The sequence below is a fragment of the Mucilaginibacter yixingensis genome (assembly GCF_041080815.1).
Classification (GTDB): domain Bacteria; phylum Bacteroidota; class Bacteroidia; order Sphingobacteriales; family Sphingobacteriaceae; genus Mucilaginibacter; species Mucilaginibacter yixingensis.
Genome location: NZ_CP160205.1, coordinates 5,131,294 through 5,145,907 on the forward strand (window position 1 = coordinate 5,131,294; position 14,614 = coordinate 5,145,907).

Annotated in this window: 23 protein-coding genes; 12 read left to right on the plus strand and 11 right to left on the minus strand. The window is 51.6% G+C overall.

All coding sequences use genetic code 11. The features are described from left to right. The first annotated feature begins 31 nt into the window (after positions 1–31). The 3 genes from ABZR88_RS21280 (at position 32) to ABZR88_RS21290 (ending at position 1,160) form a co-directional block, all read left to right on the plus strand. A complete protein-coding gene (locus ABZR88_RS21280; protein WP_146166509.1) occupies positions 32–253 on the plus strand; it encodes a hypothetical protein in 222 nt (73 codons plus the stop codon). 12 nt (positions 254–265) lie between these two features. After that, the gene (locus ABZR88_RS21285) at positions 266–592 is read left to right on the plus strand and encodes a hypothetical protein (RefSeq protein ID WP_107827965.1); all 327 of its coding nucleotides are present in this window, start codon (positions 266–268) and stop codon (positions 590–592) included. A gap of 166 nt (positions 593–758) precedes the next feature. Beyond that, positions 759–1,160 (plus strand): cupin domain-containing protein, encoded by a 402-nt coding sequence (locus ABZR88_RS21290; protein ID WP_170113568.1) that lies wholly within the window; start codon positions 759–761, stop codon positions 1,158–1,160. A gap of 257 nt (positions 1,161–1,417) precedes the next feature. Here ABZR88_RS21290 and ABZR88_RS21295 read toward each other — a convergent pair whose 3' ends face one another. Both ABZR88_RS21295 and ABZR88_RS21300 read right to left on the minus strand, forming a co-directional pair. Continuing rightward, positions 1,418–1,618 (minus strand): hypothetical protein, encoded by a 201-nt coding sequence (locus ABZR88_RS21295; RefSeq protein WP_107827967.1) that lies wholly within the window; start codon positions 1,616–1,618, stop codon positions 1,418–1,420. 528 nt (positions 1,619–2,146) lie between these two features. Further along, complete coding sequence (locus tag ABZR88_RS21300; protein WP_107827968.1) at positions 2,147–2,788, minus strand: hypothetical protein; 642 nt, start codon at positions 2,786–2,788, stop codon at positions 2,147–2,149. A gap of 83 nt (positions 2,789–2,871) precedes the next feature. Here ABZR88_RS21300 and ABZR88_RS21305 point away from each other — a divergent pair, with 83 nt between their 5' ends. The 3 genes from ABZR88_RS21305 (at position 2,872) to ABZR88_RS21315 (ending at position 4,678) form a co-directional block, all read left to right on the plus strand. Next, entirely contained in the window at positions 2,872–3,486 is a 615-nt protein-coding gene (locus ABZR88_RS21305; RefSeq protein ID WP_107827969.1) for an alpha-ketoglutarate-dependent dioxygenase AlkB, read from the plus strand. 134 nt (positions 3,487–3,620) lie between these two features. Continuing rightward, the gene (locus ABZR88_RS21310) at positions 3,621–4,202 is read left to right on the plus strand and encodes a DUF4142 domain-containing protein (RefSeq protein WP_107827970.1); all 582 of its coding nucleotides are present in this window, start codon (positions 3,621–3,623) and stop codon (positions 4,200–4,202) included. A gap of 98 nt (positions 4,203–4,300) precedes the next feature. Continuing rightward, a complete protein-coding gene (locus tag ABZR88_RS21315) occupies positions 4,301–4,678 on the plus strand; it encodes a glyoxalase/bleomycin resistance/extradiol dioxygenase family protein (protein ID WP_107827971.1) in 378 nt (125 codons plus the stop codon). 82 nt (positions 4,679–4,760) lie between these two features. Here the strand turns inward: ABZR88_RS21315 and ABZR88_RS21320 are convergent, their stop codons facing one another. The 7 genes from ABZR88_RS21320 to ABZR88_RS21350 are packed head-to-tail and all read right to left on the minus strand — an operon-like array spanning position 4,761 to position 10,152. Then, positions 4,761–5,303, minus strand: a complete 543-nt coding sequence (locus ABZR88_RS21320) for a ferritin-like domain-containing protein (protein WP_107827972.1) — start codon at positions 5,301–5,303, stop codon at positions 4,761–4,763. Positions 5,304–5,359: 56 nt separating this feature from the next. Next, positions 5,360–5,845, minus strand: coding sequence for a DUF421 domain-containing protein (locus tag ABZR88_RS21325; RefSeq protein ID WP_107827973.1), 486 nt, complete (start codon positions 5,843–5,845; stop codon positions 5,360–5,362). Continuing rightward, a complete protein-coding gene (locus ABZR88_RS21330; RefSeq protein WP_107827974.1) occupies positions 5,829–6,320 on the minus strand; it encodes an inorganic diphosphatase in 492 nt (163 codons plus the stop codon). Before ABZR88_RS21330 ends, ABZR88_RS21325 begins: the two co-directional genes overlap by 17 nt. Then, entirely contained in the window at positions 6,310–7,509 is a 1,200-nt protein-coding gene (locus ABZR88_RS21335) for a DUF2252 domain-containing protein (RefSeq protein ID WP_107827975.1), read from the minus strand. The genes ABZR88_RS21330 and ABZR88_RS21335 overlap by 11 nt, the downstream gene beginning before the upstream one ends. Next, positions 7,506–7,778, minus strand: a complete 273-nt coding sequence (locus tag ABZR88_RS21340) for a low affinity iron permease family protein (RefSeq protein WP_342748741.1) — start codon at positions 7,776–7,778, stop codon at positions 7,506–7,508. The genes ABZR88_RS21335 and ABZR88_RS21340 overlap by 4 nt, the downstream gene beginning before the upstream one ends. A gap of 35 nt (positions 7,779–7,813) precedes the next feature. Next, entirely contained in the window at positions 7,814–7,954 is a 141-nt protein-coding gene (locus ABZR88_RS21345) for a low affinity iron permease family protein (protein ID WP_342748742.1), read from the minus strand. Then, positions 7,951–10,152, minus strand: coding sequence for a hypothetical protein (locus ABZR88_RS21350; RefSeq protein ID WP_146166510.1), 2,202 nt, complete (start codon positions 10,150–10,152; stop codon positions 7,951–7,953). Before ABZR88_RS21350 ends, ABZR88_RS21345 begins: the two co-directional genes overlap by 4 nt. A 174-nt stretch (positions 10,153–10,326) precedes the next feature. Between ABZR88_RS21350 and ABZR88_RS21355 the strand changes: the two genes are divergently transcribed. Genes ABZR88_RS21355 through ABZR88_RS21365 form a run of 3 tightly spaced genes read left to right on the plus strand, consistent with a single transcriptional unit; the run spans position 10,327 to position 11,882 of the window. Then, a complete protein-coding gene (locus ABZR88_RS21355; RefSeq protein WP_107827977.1) occupies positions 10,327–11,268 on the plus strand; it encodes a manganese catalase family protein in 942 nt (313 codons plus the stop codon). After that, positions 11,268–11,429: a hypothetical protein gene (locus ABZR88_RS21360; RefSeq protein WP_170113569.1), complete on the plus strand. Its 162-nt coding sequence runs from the start codon at positions 11,268–11,270 to the stop codon at positions 11,427–11,429. Before ABZR88_RS21355 ends, ABZR88_RS21360 begins: the two co-directional genes overlap by 1 nt. A 21-nt stretch (positions 11,430–11,450) precedes the next feature. Further along, entirely contained in the window at positions 11,451–11,882 is a 432-nt protein-coding gene (locus ABZR88_RS21365; protein WP_107827978.1) for a DUF1810 domain-containing protein, read from the plus strand. Here ABZR88_RS21365 and ABZR88_RS21370 read toward each other — a convergent pair. After that, complete coding sequence (locus ABZR88_RS21370) at positions 11,879–12,214, minus strand: hypothetical protein (RefSeq protein ID WP_245917013.1); 336 nt, start codon at positions 12,212–12,214, stop codon at positions 11,879–11,881. The two genes, ABZR88_RS21365 and ABZR88_RS21370, sit on opposite strands and share 4 nt — an antisense overlap. A 93-nt stretch (positions 12,215–12,307) precedes the next feature. Here ABZR88_RS21370 and ABZR88_RS21375 point away from each other — a divergent pair, with 93 nt between their 5' ends. The 3 genes from ABZR88_RS21375 to ABZR88_RS21385 are packed head-to-tail and all read left to right on the plus strand — an operon-like array spanning position 12,308 to position 14,283. Beyond that, a complete protein-coding gene (locus tag ABZR88_RS21375; protein WP_107827980.1) occupies positions 12,308–13,153 on the plus strand; it encodes an SDR family oxidoreductase in 846 nt (281 codons plus the stop codon). A gap of 58 nt (positions 13,154–13,211) precedes the next feature. Further along, positions 13,212–13,484, plus strand: coding sequence for a DUF3175 domain-containing protein (locus ABZR88_RS21380; protein ID WP_107827981.1), 273 nt, complete (start codon positions 13,212–13,214; stop codon positions 13,482–13,484). Next, positions 13,474–14,283: a DUF72 domain-containing protein gene (locus ABZR88_RS21385; RefSeq protein ID WP_107827982.1), complete on the plus strand. Its 810-nt coding sequence runs from the start codon at positions 13,474–13,476 to the stop codon at positions 14,281–14,283. Before ABZR88_RS21380 ends, ABZR88_RS21385 begins: the two co-directional genes overlap by 11 nt. A 94-nt stretch (positions 14,284–14,377) precedes the next feature. Here the strand turns inward: ABZR88_RS21385 and ABZR88_RS21390 are convergent, their stop codons facing one another. Then, complete coding sequence (locus ABZR88_RS21390) at positions 14,378–14,539, minus strand: hypothetical protein (RefSeq protein WP_170113570.1); 162 nt, start codon at positions 14,537–14,539, stop codon at positions 14,378–14,380. Between the last annotated feature and the right edge of the window lie 75 nt (positions 14,540–14,614).

A 14,614-nucleotide genomic window follows, 5' to 3' on the forward strand; every position in this document is an offset into this window, starting at 1 on the left:
CGAACCCCTGCTCACATACGACCTGATCGACATGAACTGCACGGGCTATGCCGAAGCCGCCTGCCACTATGCCGGCATCCCCTTACCCGACGGTTCGGCCACCGTCGGCTTGGCCGGCCCCGGCGGTGCTACTGTAGCACAAACACCCGCAGGCCTGGGCAGCAGCCTGGACAACATGAAAGGCCAATCCGGTGTGAATACCAACGGCGGCACCATACCCACCACTCACGGCCCCTGTAACCAAAAAGCTTAAATCACAACAACGATGAAAAAACCACTGAAATACAGTATCTGGGCATTGCTCATCATCTATCTGCTCACTAATTATACCCCCATCAGCTACCTGCTGAAGGAAGACTATACCTACAGCAATGTCGACGGCAGCTATACCGATAGCGAAGAAGGAGGGAAGGGCAATACCTACGAAACCGTCATCCGCCGCTACGCCACCTTTTTATGCCGGCACCCGGATAAGGATACTGGTGACAACCACCTGTACCGCACCTTCACCATCAAACCCTGGTGCATCTGGGAATGGCATGACATGATCTTTCACAGCGAAAGATTTTGGCTGCCTTATAAAAGGCCTTAAGATGCGGTGCTACCGCAAGGCCACCGATGCCTGATACCCTGATCCCGCAGAAATGTTTCAATCAGGGTATTTTTTTGCGAATTATAATTACCTTTGATTTATGCCCCTCGCCCCTCAGGATAAACTATTGTCCCAAATTCTACCGCACTGTGAGCCACATCGCAGAATGAAGGATCGTGTGCTGGGCAAACTTGGTTTTGAAGGCCAGCAGCTATATCTGGATAATTTACCCGCCACGGACAGATACGCCAATCACCTGAGCTGGCTCAGGGTATTAGCGCCTTTATTACCGCATACGATCGAAACAATCTTTATGCAGGAGATCAGGCGGGATGAAAACCTTTCGCAGTTGCTCGTGGTCTCCCGTATCGATGTGCCGGAAGAAACCCATGACCAGGAAGCTGAAAGTTTTTTTATTCTGGAAGGTAAATGCGCCTGTACTGTCGGCAAAAAAATATTTTATTTGAGTGCAGGTGATTACCTTGATATTCCGCTGCATATACCCCATGACGTCAAATTACTAAGCCATCAGGTGACCGCCATCGTGCAGCGCCGGTTTCAGATTTGATACGGGCTTTTATGGGGCGCCAAAGTTTAATTCCGGATGATGGCAACCATGATCAACCCGGCTTTCCTAACTTTAGTATCGCTCAGGACCATTCAGACTGAAATGGCGGAGCGTTGATACTAGCAGGCAATACACGCTTTTGGCGCCCGCGCTACCGACCACCCGGTCGGCCAGCCGTTACCCGGAAGTGGAAACTTTTTTATACGTATCGTGCCAGGTCTTTATTTCGTGGATTTCGTTCTTAGGTCAACGGATATTTAATTTTCTTTGATCAAAGCGGCTTTCTTCCGCTGTTTATTCACACTGTGCGGCCGCAGAAAGTTATAGGTAAAGGCAAAACCCATGTATTGCGTGCTTCGGCTGTTGTTCGTCCCGTCAAAAAAATAATAACCTTGCGTAACCGCCACCGCGACATTGGCCGATATATTGAAATTGATGCTGTTGCAGATCTCGGTCATTAATGCCTGCTGTGCACCAAACAGGTAGCCGCCGCCAAGGCAAAGCCCCTCGGCGAAACGCCCGGCAGAAAAAATATTGATCGTGGGCCGGAATTCAATGTACCGCGTCGTATCTCTGCCCGAGCTGATGGAATTGGTCCTTCCGGTGGCCAGGCCCAGATCAAAGATGCCGTAAGTGCGGCCCAGTTCAACCGCAGGTGAAAACCGTTTGAAAAAACCACCTTTCGTATTGACGAAAACATTGGCATTGACCGACAGGTAATAGTAACGGGGTTCTTTGGTTTCCTTCGACGTATCCGACTCTATGGTCGTATCCTTGCCGGCGATCGTCTTGCGCTCGGCATGCGGAATTAAGATCTTAGGCAGGCTTTGTCCCGCCTAGTTCTGAGCTTTTAGCCCGCAAGGCAGAGCAGATAACGCTAACAAGAAGGACGAAATAGAAGATACCGGTTCCGCATAAATGGGATATTAAGAAAACGTTCTTCTCCAACAGCGTTCCGGCTATTTTGTTTAGCGAAGCGTGGACAGTCAAGCCTCAGTTTTCCCCGATTTTGCTTCCCGGTATTCGATCAGGCCATTGACCAGTTTCTGCCATTGGCCACCGGATAAACCTGCCCGCGCCATCAGCCCGATGGCGGTATTGCGGATCTGGTCATGCAGATCGACCCCTTCGTTATTGGGCGTTTCGTTCCGTCCATGCGCGCCCGCGCTGACCACCATCCCGTCGCGTCTGACGATAAACGTACTGGTTGATTCGTCCGTATAAAAATGCGCGATCTCCCCGCCCGTTTTTCGCGGATCGGCGCAAGGCCGCACCGTCATCAGCACATATGCTTCCGCCGTATGCGCGCCGCCTTCAGACGCCAGGTTTTCGATGAACACCCATTCCAGCCCTTCGCCCGCATCCGGCCCGGGGCCCGGCAGATTGATACTGATAAAAAAGCCCTCCTCCGCCATCAGCGCCAGCTCTTTTCCCTGATTATTGCACAAGGTAAACTTCGCCGAACCCGCCCCGGCATAATTAGGCCAGTTGTTGACTGAAAGCATCCGTCCGGCCGCCGCCTGGAAGGCACGGTGCGCCGCTTCCAGCGTATCATAACGCTGTTCATGCGTAAAATCGGTCTGCCGCCCCCTGCGTTGTTCCGGCAATAATTCGTTCGCTGTTTTCATACCCAACTAACAGCACAATACCTTCGCTTGTTTGCCGGGAGAACAAAGCGGCCGCCCGTTCGTTGAAAGGATAAAGGCCCGTCATGACACAAACCCATCTATTAGCCGGCCTGCTGCCCAACAGCGGCCTGCCGGAAGAACAGGTTGATTACCGGCCCGGCGTATTCTCTGCAGAAGAAAGCAGGCAGTTCATGGCGCACCTCATCCATCGCGTACCCTGGCAGCAAAAGTCGCAGCTGCTTTACGGTAAAGAGGTGATCACCCCAAGGCTGACTGCCTGTTACGGCAACCCGGACGTCGATTATTCCTTAACCGGTAAAGGTCTGCGCCCCTTAGCCTGGACACCGGAACTGCTACAGATCAAAGACCGGATCGAACCGTTTTCCGGAGCGAAATTCGACAGCGTGCTGCTCAACTATTACCGGGACGGGAACGACTCGGTGAGCTGGCATACAGATAACGACGGCGTCCCGGGCAAGAACTGGATCGTCGCCTCGGTAAGTTTTGGACAAGCCCGCCGCTTTGAGTTCCGCCTGCGCGAAGATCACCGCGTCAAATATACAGTCGAGCTGGAAAACGGCTCCTACCTGCTGATGAAAGGCGGCTTCCAGGAATACTGGCAGCACCGCGTGCCCAAATCCAAACAGCCGATGCAGGCCCGCATTAATTTAACTTTCCGGGTATTACACCGGAATTAATGCGGTCAACCGCCAAGGTCGAACCGTATCATTTGCATTAAAAATGAGCGTCGGCTGCCGAAACAATCCGCTCCATTGATTTGTACTATCTAAGCGTGTTTGATCGCCGCAGTAAACCTTTAAATCCATTAACGATGAAGAAAATAATCTACATCGCCCTGATCGCCGGTATGGCCGGAGGGATGCAGGCCTGTTCCGGCAACAAGGACAGCAAACAAAGCGCCGACAGCGCCAACACCGCCAAAGCGGACACCGCCAAAAAAGACTCGTCGATGAGCGCCGTCGATAAAGATGACGCCAAATTCGCGGTCGCCGCCGCGAACGGCGGTATGGCTGAAGTGGAGCTCGGCAAACTGGCCCAGGAAAAAGCCGCCAACGCCCAGGTCAAAGACTTCGGCACCATGATGGTGAGCGACCACAGCAAAGCCAATGACGAAATGAAGGCCCTGGCCAAATCCAAAGGCATCACTTTACCGGCCGCGATCGACACCAAGGAGCAAAAGGTGAAAGACGACCTGTCGGCCAAATCCGGGGCCGACTTTGATAAAGCCTACGTCAGCAATATGATCGATGACCATAAAGAGGACATCAAGGAATTCGAGGATGCTACCAAAAACCTGAAAGATCCCGATCTGAAGGCCTTTGCCCTCAAAACCTTACCGACCTTAAAAATGCACCTGGAGCATATCCAAAAGATCCACGATAGCATGAAATAAGCCAAGGGCGGGCAGTTAGGCCCGCCTTTTTTATTGTTCTTATCAAAAATAGGGTCTGTCGGTCCCTTTTCCTATTTTCCCCTTTAAATTATGAACGCATGAACCCACCCAAACTGGCGGGCATCGCCCCGCAGATCGTTGTTTCCGACGCGGTCAGAACGGCCAGGTATTACCAGGAAGTGCTGGGATTTAAGCTGATCGGTTTTTTCCCGGACGAAAGCGAATGCGCCTATGTGATGCTGGAGCGCGACGGGTACCAGCTCCATTTTGGCGGCGCAAATGGCGACCTGCATCATAACGACCAGTTACGCAAAGGCATGCCCGATTTTATCATCTGGGTGCCCGAGATCGATGCGTTTTACCAGGAGGTCAGCGCCAAAGGCGCGAAGATCCGCCAGGAAATCATCCGGCGCCCTTACGGCCGGGAATTCATCATCGAAGACTGTGACGGGCACTGGCTGCAGGTTTGCGATTAAGCGGTCTATCGCCACCAAGCTGAAACCATAAAAAAAGGGATACCTTCCGGCATCCCCTCGTTAAGCTCAATTTGGCTGATGATTATTCTACTTCTGCGGCAGCGGCTTCGTTCACGTAATTCTCGGCTACTTGGGTCAACAGGGAATCGGCATTTTTTTCTTCGGCTAAGGTTTCATCCAGCAGGCTTTGCGCTTCGCTGAAACCTAAAGTTCCCGCCAGCGTGCGCAGCGTACCATACGAAGCCATTTCGTAATGTTCCACTTTCTGCGCGGCAGAAATAATGGCCACATCCCGTACCTCGGTACCTTTATCGGTGTCGGATAACAGCTCGGTCGCTTCTTTCAGCAATCCTTCCATCGCCAGGCATTTTTTCGCAGCAGCTTTTTCACCGATCGATTCGAATACACTTTCCAGACGGGTGATCTGTCCTTTGGTTTCCTCCAAATGTGTGCTGATCGTGTTTTTCAGCTCTTCCGAAGTGGCACCCTTGATTATCTTAGGCAAGGCGGTCGCCAAATGTTTCTCCGCCCAATAGATGTCCTTTAATTCGTCAACGAATAATTCTTTCAACGCACTCTCTGCTTCAGGGGTACGGTTCACGTTTTTGCTTGCTTTCGTTTTCATGGCATATAGATTTTTATAATGTAATCAACCTATGCAAACCCTATTCCAAAAGGTGGTTATTTCCGGATCGCGCTGATCTCTCCGTTGCGTTCCATGTAAACTTTTTTGATTTGGCTCATATCTTCGGTCAAAGCCGATTTCCGCACGCCCTGCATCAGGTCCTCTTCGCAGACCAGGGCCCGTTTCATGTGTTCTTTTAAGAACACACCGTCCTCAAACAGCAGGATCTTTTCGCCTTCCACCACACGGCTGAATTTTTTGCCGGCCGCGATCAGCCGGCCTACTGCGCGGTGCAGCAGCACGATCACCAGGCAACACACCACCACCGAACGAAAAGGCGAAGCGCCCACCACCGCCCGGCTCATAATAGCGCCCAGCGAAACGGCGATAATATTATCCAGCGCCGTCCGCATGCCGAATGACCGGCGGCCCGAAATGCGGATCAGCACCAGCATGATCAGAAACATCACCACCCCGCGGCAACTCATCTGCACGGCGTCCAGGTGCTCCCCTTCACCAAAGATTTTAAGTAAGCTTTCCATCGTCGATTAATTGATTGGCCTGCGTCGCATTCAGTCGCTTAATGACCTTAAATTGCTTGCCGGCCTGTTCATTATAATTTTTAAAGAAATGTTCCAGTTGGTTCAAAATGGCCCCCGGCACTTCTTCCAGCTCTTTGATCTCCGAAAACAATTGTGATACTTCGGGAACGCCAAAAAAACGGTCATTGCGCATCGTCCTGCCGTCCCGCTCGGTCTGCTCGCACTGAAAAGCGCCGATGATCCGGCAATCCACCAGGCAGCCCGGGAACGTTCCGTGCTCATCCAGCACGATAATATCCAGAGGGTCACCGTCCTCGCCCCTGGTATGCGGGATCATGCCAAAATCAAAGGGAAAGACCAAACCCGCCGGCAAGATCTTATTCAGCCGGAACCGGTTCTCTTTTTCATCATAGTCAAATTTCTGACCGAAACCCTTCGGGCTCTCGATCATCGCAGTCGTCGTTTTAGTCTCCATATTTCCCGGCTTTCAAGTCTTTCACAAACGCCCGATAATAGGCTTTGGTCTTCTCCGCGTACCGCTGCGCATAAGCGATCACCGCCTCCTGCCAGCCCTGGTCCAGCCCGAAGGCCATCAACTCATCGATCGTGCCCGAACCCTGCCGGCCCCCGCTGCGCAGCTGCGCCGAAGCGGTCAGTGCGGCCATATCGTCGATCACCTGGTACATATCGCGGTAATCCTTTAATTGTTTGAATTTGATGCTGTCCTTGACCGGCTGCAGTTCCTGGATCATAAAAGAATCGCCCTGAAACACCGTTGTGCTGAGCAAAGCCGCAGGAACATTTTGCATGCGCTGCTGCGCGCCGATCACCCGGGCAGCCTCGCTATCCCAGCCCAGCTGCTGTACCGGCACATAAGGCGCCACAGATGATGACCGCGCCTGTTTCATATCCAGCAGTAAATAATGGTTTTTGGTGTTCGTGCTTTTCAGCAAAAACAAATAGCGCTTAACGCCGATACTACCCGTACCCGCCAGGCGAAAAACGACGCTTTGTACTTCGTAATTATAAGGCCCGTCGCTGCTGGTTTTGATCCATTCCCCGATGTGTGCCTTCAATGCTTTTCGTAAGGGTTTATCCAATTTGAAATGCCGCTCGTCCGCCAGCGAGAGCATGATGCTTTTCTTTTTACTGACCGTCCGCTTTTTGAGCAGGTCCTTGTAAGTGCTTTTGGTGGCCGCGGTCAGAAAATCACAAACGATCCCCTTGGCCGTCCGCGGTTCGATACTGATCGCCTTGCCTTTGGCCAGGGTGGCCGAATAGGTCTTTAAGAACAATTGCGCCATCTTCAGCGCCTTTTCCTCCTCAAAGTCCAGGTTATCAAAGGCGATAAAGATACTGGTGACCATCCGCACGGTCTCGTAACTGGCCGGTGCCAGCAGCGCCTCGTCAAAATCATTCAGGTCAAAATAGACCAGCTTATTATCGCCCTTATAGCTCCCGAAATTCTCGATATGCTGGTCGCCGCAGATCCAGGCCAGCGGCGATAGGGGTAAGGGTTCGGCCGCGGCCAGATCCTCGTAAAACAAATGACAGGTGCCCCGGAAAAAGCGAAAAGCGTTCTCCGCCATCGCCTCGTACTTCAACTGTACTTTGTTGGGCAACAAGCCCTGGTTAAAAATCTTCAGACGTTCTTCAAGCTTCATTTGGTTTTAGGTTTGCGGATACTGGATTTATGTTTCTGGTTTTCCTCGGCGGCATCGATGGAATGCGTCGTGGTCAGGTCATGCTCTTGTTGAGCCAGTTTGGATAACTGGATATAGAATTTATATAAATGATCCAGTTCCTCCTCCGTGAGGTCCTCAATATTGACCATGCGGTTACTGGTTCCCTCATGCGAGGCCAGCAGTTCATTCAGTTTGAGGTGGATCGCTTTGGAATCCTTATTCTGCGATTTCTGGATCAGAAAGACCATCAAAAAGGTCACAATCGTCGTTCCGGTGTTGATGATCAGCTGCCAGGTTTCCGCACCGGCCCGGTCACCGCCCAGATCAGGATCGTGGCTGATGCGATGATGAATGCCGCCGAACTCCCGGTCGCCGCGGTCGCCCAATTCGAAAACCGTTCAAAAAAATGCTTTTTCTTTTTCATGACCAATAGATTTGAATTTCGCTGCCAGCCGGAACGGTGAATTCCTGATGACCGCCTTTGACCTTCTTTCCTTTAAGTGCTGCTCCTGCCGTTTGGAGTTTGATCGCCGGCAACGTTTTTCTTCCCATTTTTAAGATCAACAGGCGGCAACTTAACCGGTTATCACCTTTGAGCCGGAAACTCAGGCTGCCCTTGGACTGGCGGTAATGCGCCGAAGGATAATCGCAGAATATCCAGAAATCCTGGCCGTCCACGCGGTAATAGTGCCGCGGAATGATCCCGAAGGCCACACCGGCCCCGTAAACTTCCTGACCGACGGTGCCGGACTGCTTCCAGCCGTCCTGTATGTCCTCTATCGCGATCCACAATTCAGGGTCGACCTGCCCGGTCTTCACCTTTTCTGACAACATCTCCCGCGGCAGGTTGGGCGGATAGTAATACGGCGCACGGTTAACGATATACCTCAAAAATTCGGGTACCAGGATGTTTACCGCCGGCAGGATATGTTCATCTTCGGCATAACGCAACAGGTTATGCATCGCCGCGAAAACCTCCTGCTCTTCATAAGCCGCCGTATACGGCGCGTCGCTGAGCGGAAACAGGGCAAAAAACGTGGGATAGCTTTTCGCGTAGCCGTAATCACATTCCCAAAGCTGCATGTTTTTAAACAGGTTGGCCAGGCAGAGGTAAGCCAGATCAAGGTATTGCCGCTCCCTGGTCTCTTTATACAACCACAGCATCGCGTTGGACCCGAAAGCGGTATTGTTAGCCTGGTAGAACAGGTCAAAGCCCTTGCCCCGCAGCGTTTTGGCCGCCCTTTTCGCCTCCAGTAAATACCTGTTTTCCCGGGTCAGTTCCCAGGCATGCAGCATCACCAATGCGTAAAGGCCGGCCACATCTTTTTCACCACCTTTGCCCGGCTGCGTTTCCGCTTTGACCGCTTCCAGTGTTTCCATATGATACAATACGGGCCACTCATAATTAAAGTGCCGGGCCACTTTGATCGTAAAATCCAAAGAATCCAGAAACAGGCGCTTACCCTGCAGGTCCCCCCGCAGCGCCATTCGTCCGAGGTTGAGCAGCGGGTGGTGCAGGTACCACGAGTCCATCACATTGGGCTGCAGTTGTTCTTCTTCACCATCCAGGTCGCCTGCCAGCGCCGGCAGGAAACGGACGACCGTTTTTAGTTTTTTATGGTAAAAAGCATCCAGACCATGCTGTATCTTCCGAATGGCAGGGAGGTCGGCCTGGTTCCAGTCGTAGTAATCCACCAGCGGTAACAGCACGGCCATTTGCACCATCAGTTCAGGCGGCGTCTGGTAGTCGGCCACATAAGCATTCAGGTAATCCTGTCCGGCACCATGAGACCAGCAGCCGTGACTGAACTCCAGGTCATGCAAACCTTTGTCCACCATCTCCGGCCAGCTGTAATAAGCGGTTTCCGGTTTGGGCAATACCAGGTACAATTCCGCTAACAAGCCCAGAAATTGTTTGGCCATTGCCGCCTCGCCCTTTGGATAAACAGGATCCAATACCAGAAAGGCATCAGAAAGGACCATCTCCTGGTGAGGGGGCAAGGGTTTGTTTTTTATGGTCGGCGGTAGGGCAAAACCCAGTTCCGGCCAGGTGCCGCCCACGGTGTCGCCTAAAGAACATGCCGTGGCCCGGGCGTAATCATTCAAAGCGGTCAGGTTTTGAAAATAGAGCAGCGCCCCGCTTTCCGGTTGGTCCAGTGTGAGGTATTGCATCCCTGACCGGGTACCGGCCTGGCTGACCTGCACGGTTCCTTTCGCACGCCCGGGACTGCCGTCAGGGGCCGTAATGACCATATCCCGCGGCCAGAAGGGGATCAGCAGCGGCCTTTTCGCTTTCAGCAGGGTTTGATAGCGAAACAGGGGAACATTTCCCGCCGGAAATTCAAGAATGACCCGGTACTCGCCCATCGAACCCTGGAGATGGAGCGTCAGCCCGGATCCGTCTTTATCCATCCGGCAGAGCTCCAGGTGATCGTTGGGCAAATACGCCGGCCGCAGGACGATCTGTAAACCCGTCGGACAGGTGATGCCGATCCATAAAGAATTGCTGAGGTGATGAAGCCGGACCACATAACCTGCCAGATCCCGCCTGAACAGGGCCGGCAGGTCCTGACCGTGAAATAAAGTCTCTACGGCGAGCGCCCAGGGTGAAATTCCTTCCATAGGTGTCAAAAGGTTGTAGCGTGATAGATAACTTCCGGCTTAAAATTTTGTTTTTAATTTTCCTGTTAATTAAATAGTTTAATTTAAAACATAGTTTACTCCGATGGGTTGTATCCTTAAGATCCCTCCTGACCCAGCCGCTGCCTTTTATTCACCACTAAAAATGAGTTACCTATGTTTCACCACGTTAAAGATTTACAATTCAACGCCAGGGTTTCGCGCCCTGACCCACGCTTTGCTAACCTGTTACTGGAGCAATTCGGCGGCGAAAACGGCGAACTGGCAGCGGCCATGCAATACTTTACCCAGGCCTTCGGCGCTAAAGTCTCGCACCCCGACAAGTATGATATGCTGATGGATATTGCTATCGAAGAATTCTCCCACCTGGAGATCGTCGGCGCGACCATCCAGATGCTGTTAAAAGGCGTTAACGGCGAGCTAAAAGACGCCGCCGAACAAAGCGAGATCATGGTGGCCATGAACGGCAAAGCGGAAAAAGAAAGCGTGATCCATGCGGCCTTATCCGCTAATCCCCAGTTTCTGATCATTACCGGTGGCGGGCCGACCCCGCGTAACAGCCAAGGGGTGCCCTGGTGCGCGTCGTATATCAATTCCAATGGCGACCTGACCGTCGATCTGCGCAGCAATCTGGCTTCCGAATCCCGCGCGAAACTGGTTTACGAGCACCTGATGAAATTTACCGATGACCCCTATATTCATGAAACGCTTTCCTTCCTGATGACCCGGGAGGTGACCCATTACAAACTGTTTGAAGCCGCGCTAAACAGCATTCAGCCCAACTTCCCTCCGGGTGTACTGGCAGCCGATCCGCGCTTTTTACAAAATACCTATAACTTATCCGGGGGCACCGTAAGAGGGCCATGGAACCAGGGAGAAATTCCAGGCATGGGCAAGGATTTTGTGTATGTGGAGAACCCGGTTCATCAGGCACGGGAAACCGAGGGCCAAACCAAACTACCCGAAGATTTCAAGAGCGAACTGAAGGATAAAGAGAAGCTCGACCAGCAGATGAGCAAAGCCAAAAGCGCGGAAGTGACCAACGCCGAGCCTAAAGGCGTAGCGCAATGGAGTACCTATAAGGACAATGAAAAATAATGGATGAACATCTTTTTTTAAAAGGTCAGCGTATCACCTCGCCCGACGGACCGGGCGAGGTGATCGAGACCATCGGGAATAAGGTCGTGGTCAAACTGGATAACGGCAAAACCGAAACCTTTTCAGATGAGGTGGTCACTGATGACAGCAATGCCGGTTAATTTAACGAACACCGAAAAGAAATGATCCATTACCATTTGCAACGTTTTACAGAAGCCCAGGACAACGATTATGAAACCGCTTTGGCGGAAATCAAAAACGGGCAGAAACGCAGTCACTGGATGTGGTATATCTTTCCTCAGATTGCGGGCCTAGGGACCACCGCGACCTCCAAATTCTACGCGATCAAAGATATCGGTGAAGCCACTGCCTATCTGATGGATGAGCAGTTAAGTTTACGGCTGGTCACCATCTGTAAAGCATTGATAAAGCTCAAAACCAGGGATGCGCTGGCCGTATTCGGCGCTCCCGACCATTTGAAATTGCGTTCATCCATGACCCTGTTCGATGCGGTACCGGCTACCTTCCCGGTCTTTGGCCAGGTGCTGGAAAAGTTTTTCAACGGCGAAAGAGATCTCCGGACACTGGATTTACTCCAGGCAAGCCGCAGTTAAGACAGCCGGCTCAGAATTTCGTTAATGGAAAAATGTGCGCCGCAAACGCATTCATCCGCTGCACCATAATAGATCGTGAGCCGGTCGCCATCGACAATATGCCCGTTGGTGAACACGACGTAACCAAAGAAACCACTGAGCGCATAGGCTGCTGTCGGCACCATGATGGGGTTTTTAGTGCGGCCGATGACCTTTGACGGATCGTCCGGGTCCAGCAGCAAAGCCCCCAGGCCATACCGGTGTTCGGCATTGGCTCTGGGATAAATCTCCAGCCAGCCGCGCGCGGTGCGAATAGGTACTGCGTCAGCACCGACCCTTGCGCTGTCCCACATATCGCCGCCGGGTCTTATCAGGGATCGGTGATTACGTCGGCAAACTATCTCACCTATTCCCAAACAAAAAAAATAACTTCAGGTTAAATATTTATGGCAAAAACACCAGCAAAACAAAACCGGCAGCCGGGGATCGAGGCGAAAATGGCCCCGGCCCCGGAATATATTAAAATCAGCTATGCCGGCTCGGGTAAACTGCGGGATAAAGTAGCACTGATCACCGGTGGTGATTCCGGTATCGGCCGGGCGGTCAGTATCCATTTTGCGCGTGAAGGCGCCGATGTGGCGATCGTCTATCTGAACGAAGACGTGGACGCAAAGTTAACCAAAACACTGGTCGAGGCCGAAGGCCGGAAATGCCTGCTCCTTAAGGGCGATGTTAAAAAAGCGGCATTCTGCAAAAAAGCAGTGGCTACTACCGTTAGTAAACTGAAAAAACTCAATATTCTTGTCAATAATGCGGGTATACAGATTCCTCAAAAAGACCCGAAACAAATCGACGAAAAGCAACTGGAGGATACGTTCCGCACCAATATCTTCGCCTATTTTCATTTTGCCAATGAAGCGCTGGAGCACTTGGGTGAAGGCGACTGTATCATTAATACCACCTCGGTGACCGCCTACCGTTCTTCACCCAACCTGATCGACTATTCTTCAACCAAAGGCGCCATCACCAGTTTTACCCGGTCACTGGCGACCAACCTGACGGACAAAAAGATCCGGGTCAATGCCGTCGCGCCGGGCCCTGTCTGGACACCGCTCATCGTCGCCACTTTTGACGAAGAAAAGATCAAATCCTTCGGCAGCGAAACAGCGATGAAACGAGCCGGCCAACCTTCAGAACTGGCTCCTGCCTATGTTTTCCTGGCTTCGGATGATGCTTCGTTCATTACAGGCCAGGTCATTCACGTTAATGGCGGCGAAGTCGTCAATGGTTAAAAAACTTGAACCGAATGAAAGCAGCCGTCATAAATAGTTTAACTACAATCTGCAAAACATGAGCACCACCAAGTGGTCAGGAGAAGTGACCGTACACAGCAATGCCCTGGACCTGGAAAAGGATATTTTCAAGTCAGGCGACCCGGATAAAATTGCGGCTTCGCTAAAACACTCGGCCGAAACCAGTCAGCGCCGCAAGTCTTCGCCTTATCGCAGCGCTATGTCGATGCTCACCTTCTATGAGAACCGCGCCGGAAAAAACCTGGGCGCGGAAGAAAAGAACGTATTGGAAAAAGCCAAGGACAAATTAAGAGCACTGTTTGGAAAATAACTATTATTCAGGGACCAGCAATTTAGTACTGCCTGTCAAAAACAAATCTTTCTTTCCTGAAGCGTTTCAGACAGGAACGCGTTTGACTTATTATGCCTCCTTGTTTAATTCGATAGAAATCAATGCCAGCTTTTACAGGATGCCACTGGCGCGGACGGTAAGAAAATGGTCGGCTGAAGTGCCGGATAATTTTCAATTCACTTTTAAATTACACCAATCCATCACCCACAGTTTACCCGGGCAATTCAACCTGCAAGCCATACCAGCATTTATGGAAGCCATCAACTCCACCGAAAAACGCGGCTGCCTGCTGGTACAGCTCCCGCCTAAATTCGGGCCTGATATTTTTCAATTGAACAATTTAATCAACGCCTTGCAGCCGTATAATTGGCGGATTGCCATCGAATTTCGACAGCCGGGCTGGTATACCGAAGAGGTATATACACTCCTCCGCCAATTCGAGGTGGCCATGGTCATCCACGATCTGCACAAATCCGCTTCACCGCAGCATTTGACCGCAGCTCACACATTTCTTCGCTTCCATGGCCCCGAACCTAATTATCGCGGCAGTTACGATGATGCTTATCTGGCTGAATACGCTCACTATATCAACGATTGGCTCGCAGCGGGCCAATCAGTCTACGCTTATTTTAATAATACATTGGAGGCGGCAGTTCAAAACCTGCAAACACTCAATCGCCTGCTGCAACTCAATCAACGATCAGGTCAGCCGCAGGACGGGTCAGCTCGGTTGACAGCCCCGACTTGCGGCTCATCAGGTCGGCACCCCAATCCTTGACATGATCTTTTAGCAACGTTCTCAATTTTTTACCAAACAAAAGATAGCCTACCAAACCGCGGTAGCGGTGATGAGGAAATTTTTTTTATTCATATTAAGCGATCAGGCCGGACGGCGGATTAAATAAATTGGGGTTGTTTTTAAGGAACTGCAGCGGGGTGTTTTTAAAAATGTCCGCGTCCCTGTACAAAAAAGCAGCTACGACCGCCTTTCTGACGGCCTTTCCGGCGCTGGGTGTAGGTTTGATGATCTTCATAACCTAAGAGGGGCGATTATCGTACCAAAACCATTTCGTTCTAATTAATTTTTTTAAAAACTTAGTTCATCCGCA

What these genes read in the sequence shown, in the direction of transcription:
- ABZR88_RS21310 (WP_107827970.1), top strand. Translation starts at nt 3,621, where the DNA reads ATGAAGAAAATAATCTACATCGCCCTGATCGCCGGTATGGCCGGAGGG.
- ABZR88_RS21360 (WP_170113569.1), top strand. Translation starts at nt 11,268, where the DNA reads ATGGATGAACATCTTTTTTTAAAAGGTCAGCGTATCACCTCGCCCGAC.
- ABZR88_RS21285 (WP_107827965.1), top strand. Translation starts at nt 266, where the DNA reads ATGAAAAAACCACTGAAATACAGTATCTGGGCATTGCTCATCATCTAT.
- ABZR88_RS21295 (WP_107827967.1), bottom strand. Translation starts at nt 1,618, where the DNA reads ATGACCGAGATCTGCAACAGCATCAATTTCAATATATCGGCCAATGTC.
- ABZR88_RS21350 (WP_146166510.1), bottom strand. Translation starts at nt 10,152, where the DNA reads ATGGAAGGAATTTCACCCTGGGCGCTCGCCGTAGAGACTTTATTTCAC.
- ABZR88_RS21300 (WP_107827968.1), bottom strand. Translation starts at nt 2,788, where the DNA reads ATGAAAACAGCGAACGAATTATTGCCGGAACAACGCAGGGGGCGGCAG.
- ABZR88_RS21340 (WP_342748741.1), bottom strand. Translation starts at nt 7,778, where the DNA reads ATGGTCTTTCTGATCCAGAAATCGCAGAATAAGGATTCCAAAGCGATC.
- ABZR88_RS21365 (WP_107827978.1), top strand. Translation starts at nt 11,451, where the DNA reads ATGATCCATTACCATTTGCAACGTTTTACAGAAGCCCAGGACAACGAT.
- ABZR88_RS21330 (WP_107827974.1), bottom strand. Translation starts at nt 6,320, where the DNA reads ATGGAGACTAAAACGACGACTGCGATGATCGAGAGCCCGAAGGGTTTC.
- ABZR88_RS21325 (WP_107827973.1), bottom strand. Translation starts at nt 5,845, where the DNA reads ATGGAAAGCTTACTTAAAATCTTTGGTGAAGGGGAGCACCTGGACGCC.
- ABZR88_RS21390 (WP_170113570.1), bottom strand. Translation starts at nt 14,539, where the DNA reads ATGAAGATCATCAAACCTACACCCAGCGCCGGAAAGGCCGTCAGAAAG.
- ABZR88_RS21335 (WP_107827975.1), bottom strand. Translation starts at nt 7,509, where the DNA reads ATGAAGCTTGAAGAACGTCTGAAGATTTTTAACCAGGGCTTGTTGCCC.
- ABZR88_RS21375 (WP_107827980.1), top strand. Translation starts at nt 12,308, where the DNA reads ATGGCAAAAACACCAGCAAAACAAAACCGGCAGCCGGGGATCGAGGCG.
- ABZR88_RS21355 (WP_107827977.1), top strand. Translation starts at nt 10,327, where the DNA reads ATGTTTCACCACGTTAAAGATTTACAATTCAACGCCAGGGTTTCGCGC.
- ABZR88_RS21380 (WP_107827981.1), top strand. Translation starts at nt 13,212, where the DNA reads ATGAGCACCACCAAGTGGTCAGGAGAAGTGACCGTACACAGCAATGCC.
- ABZR88_RS21290 (WP_170113568.1), top strand. Translation starts at nt 759, where the DNA reads ATGAAGGATCGTGTGCTGGGCAAACTTGGTTTTGAAGGCCAGCAGCTA.
- ABZR88_RS21315 (WP_107827971.1), top strand. Translation starts at nt 4,301, where the DNA reads ATGAACCCACCCAAACTGGCGGGCATCGCCCCGCAGATCGTTGTTTCC.
- ABZR88_RS21370 (WP_245917013.1), bottom strand. Translation starts at nt 12,214, where the DNA reads ATGTGGGACAGCGCAAGGGTCGGTGCTGACGCAGTACCTATTCGCACC.
- ABZR88_RS21320 (WP_107827972.1), bottom strand. Translation starts at nt 5,303, where the DNA reads ATGAAAACGAAAGCAAGCAAAAACGTGAACCGTACCCCTGAAGCAGAG.
- ABZR88_RS21280 (WP_146166509.1), top strand. Translation starts at nt 32, where the DNA reads ATGAACTGCACGGGCTATGCCGAAGCCGCCTGCCACTATGCCGGCATC.
- ABZR88_RS21305 (WP_107827969.1), top strand. Translation starts at nt 2,872, where the DNA reads ATGACACAAACCCATCTATTAGCCGGCCTGCTGCCCAACAGCGGCCTG.
- ABZR88_RS21345 (WP_342748742.1), bottom strand. Translation starts at nt 7,954, where the DNA reads ATGAAAAAGAAAAAGCATTTTTTTGAACGGTTTTCGAATTGGGCGACC.